A 2455-nucleotide genomic window follows, 5' to 3' on the forward strand; every position below is an offset into this window, starting at 1 on the left:
ACGGAGTGGTTGCCCTGTGCGCCCGCTGCGCCAAGAAAATATTCAGCTCTGATATCAGTGGCGACCGGGACAATACGATGCTCATGGTGGAGATCTATCTGACGCGTGATGTGGCTGTGGCCCTGGATGCCGACGAATTTTTCTCCGGCACGGTCACCCCCGAAGAGAAATTCGATATCCAAAGAAAACTTGACCGGCTCGCCGATGACATGCCCGAGGCCGCCGACTGTGGCGTCTACGAGACGGCGGTCGCGTCGCTGGTCCGGTCGCATATCGGCACCGGTGGTATCAACCGACACCTGTGAGCTACCTGTCAATGATGCGTTTTCGCTTCCCTGCCGCGTATCTGCCCCCACGGAGGTATATATGACCATCACACCCCGCATCTACCGTCGCATCACCGTCCCTGCTCTCGCCGCTGGGGCGGCTCTCGCCCTCACCGCGTGCAGTCCCGACCCCGGTATCCCGTCCATCCCCAGCACCACCTCCACCTCCACCGTTGTAGAGGTCGGGACTGCGGTCTCCAGTGGTGGCGACTCATCCCCCGCCGTGCGCCTCGCGTGCGGGTATGGCTCGGTGATCATCCAGGTCCCCGACGAGGCCACCGCCACTCGGGTGTCGGAGGCGGTGGGGGCGGCCCTGGCCTCCCCCCGGGATTGCAGCTCGGATTCCGGGTAGGCCCCCGGGTAGGCCCCCAGCACCGCATCTTCCACGACATATTCGCACTATGCAGTGCATGGAGATCAACCCCCCTATCCTCCGCCAACAGCCCCCTGGTCCTTGTGACCGGGGGGCTTCTTCGTCGAAAAGTCCGCCCCGCCCCGCATCACGTACGATCAGTCACGGACAACATCTGGACCCCCCACCGTCACCACCGATGAAGGACACCCGCCCTCCATGGACCATCGCGCATCCCGTCAGACCGGAAACCACCGGCAGCGACGCGTGAGAACGGCACCGGTGGCCCGGCGCCGTTCCTCCGGGCCCCGGATAGCGACGACGGTGCTGCTCGCCGCTGCCGGGCTCGGCGTCGCCGTCACCTCGGGACTGACGCTGGCGTCCCTGTCCGGGGCGTCGTCCGGATCCGGGGGGAACGTCGTCGTCTTCGGGGACTCCTACTACTCATCCCCCGACCCGGCCGCCCTGACCCGGCCCTGCGCCCGGTCGGACGGGAACTGGGCCCGCCTCGCCGCGGCGGACACCGGCGCCGACATCCACGACTTCAGCTGTGGCGGCGCGACATCGGAGTCTATGCTCGACCTGGTCGATGAGGCCCTCGCCTCCGGCGATCTCGGATCCGAGACCGGCACGGTCTTCCTCTCCATCGGCGGCAACGACTTCGGCCACCAGGGGGCGGTCCGGGGCGCGAAGATCGACGACCTCGACGGACGCCGTACGACGGTCCTCGACAACATCGGCGTCGCGGTGACGAGGATCCGGGCCGCCGCACCGTACGCCCGACTGGTCTTCTCCAGTTACCTGCCGGCGACGGTCGGCCCCTATGTGTGCCGCGACGCGGGGCCGGTCGACGGCGTCTCCCTGCCGGTGTACGACCAGCAGCTCGACGAGACCGAGGCGTACATCAGCGAGACCATGGCGATCGCCGCCGAAGAGCATGACGCGACGTTCGTCGACGTTCGTGCCGCCGCCGACGGGAACTCGACCTGCAGCCCGGTCGGACAGCGTTACCTCTCGGGTGAGGACGGTGCCGCCGACGTCCTCATGGCGTGGCACCCCACCGCGGCCGGGGACCGGTTCATGGCGGATCTGTTCATCCCGCAGATCACGCGGTAGCGCCGGACGCGGGAGACGCGGGAGACGCGGGACACGAATGCCCGGTCCGCAGGTTCACAGCCCGCAAGCTACAACCCGGGGTAGGCCGCGTCCAGCTCGGCGAGCCAGGCCCGCGCATTGCCGTCGGACGGTGCGCGCCAGTCCCCGCGCGGGGACAGCGACCCGGCCGGGGACACTTTCGGCCCGTTGGGGATCGCGGTGCGCTTGAACTGGGCGAACCCGAAGAAGCGCTGCAGGAACGAGCGCTCCCAGGCCACGATCGTCGCCAGGTCGTAGGTGTAGCGGTCCTCGTCGGGGAAACCGGCGGGCCATTCGCCGACCTCGGAGTCCTTCCAGGCATGCCAGGCAAGGAAGGCGATCCTGGAGGGACGCAGCCCCGCGAGGATGTGCCACAGGGTGAAGTCGTGCAGGGCGTAGGGGCCGATGGCGGACTCGGTGGACTGCACCTTGCCGTCCTCCCCCGGCGGGACGAGTTCGGGACTGATCTCGGTGTCGAGGACGGACTGGAGGACCTCGGCGGTCGCGGCGTCCACCCCTTCCCCGGTGCTGATGACCCAGCGGATGAGGTGCTGCATGAGGGTTTGCGGCACGCCGCAGTTCACCCCGTAGTGGCTCATCTGGTCGCCGACGCCGTAGGTGCACCAGCCCAGCGCGATCTCGG

At 68.1% G+C, this 2455-nt stretch carries 3 protein-coding genes and 1 pseudogene; 3 read left to right on the top strand and 1 reads right to left on the bottom strand.

Features of this window, described 5'->3' with window-relative positions:
* From QZV72_RS03040 to QZV72_RS03050, 3 genes are all read left to right on the top strand, one after another.
* On the top strand, positions 1 to 305 hold a 305-nt coding region (locus QZV72_RS03040), incomplete at its 5' end, for a hypothetical protein (RefSeq protein WP_297005101.1).
* A gap of 61 nt (positions 306 to 366) precedes the next feature.
* A complete protein-coding gene (locus tag QZV72_RS03045) occupies positions 367 to 678 on the top strand; it encodes a hypothetical protein (RefSeq protein ID WP_297005104.1) in 312 nt (103 codons plus the stop codon).
* A gap of 219 nt (positions 679 to 897) precedes the next feature.
* Positions 898 to 1794: a GDSL-type esterase/lipase family protein gene (locus tag QZV72_RS03050; protein WP_297005106.1), complete on the top strand. Its 897-nt coding sequence runs from the start codon at positions 898 to 900 to the stop codon at positions 1792 to 1794.
* Between the two features lie 68 nt (positions 1795 to 1862).
* Here QZV72_RS03050 and nadE read toward each other — a convergent pair.
* Positions 1863 to 2455, bottom strand: a pseudogene (nadE, locus tag QZV72_RS03055) (NAD(+) synthase); the annotation flags it as partial.

It is taken from the genome of uncultured Corynebacterium sp., assembly GCF_902782855.1.
Classification (GTDB): Bacteria; Actinomycetota; Actinomycetes; order Mycobacteriales; family Mycobacteriaceae; genus Corynebacterium.

Excerpts from the sequence above, each read along its gene's own strand:
- QZV72_RS03045 (WP_297005104.1), top strand. The coding sequence starts at position 367 with ATGACCATCACACCCCGCATCTACCGTCGCATCACCGTCCCTGCTCTC.
- QZV72_RS03050 (WP_297005106.1), top strand. The coding sequence starts at position 898 with ATGGACCATCGCGCATCCCGTCAGACCGGAAACCACCGGCAGCGACGC.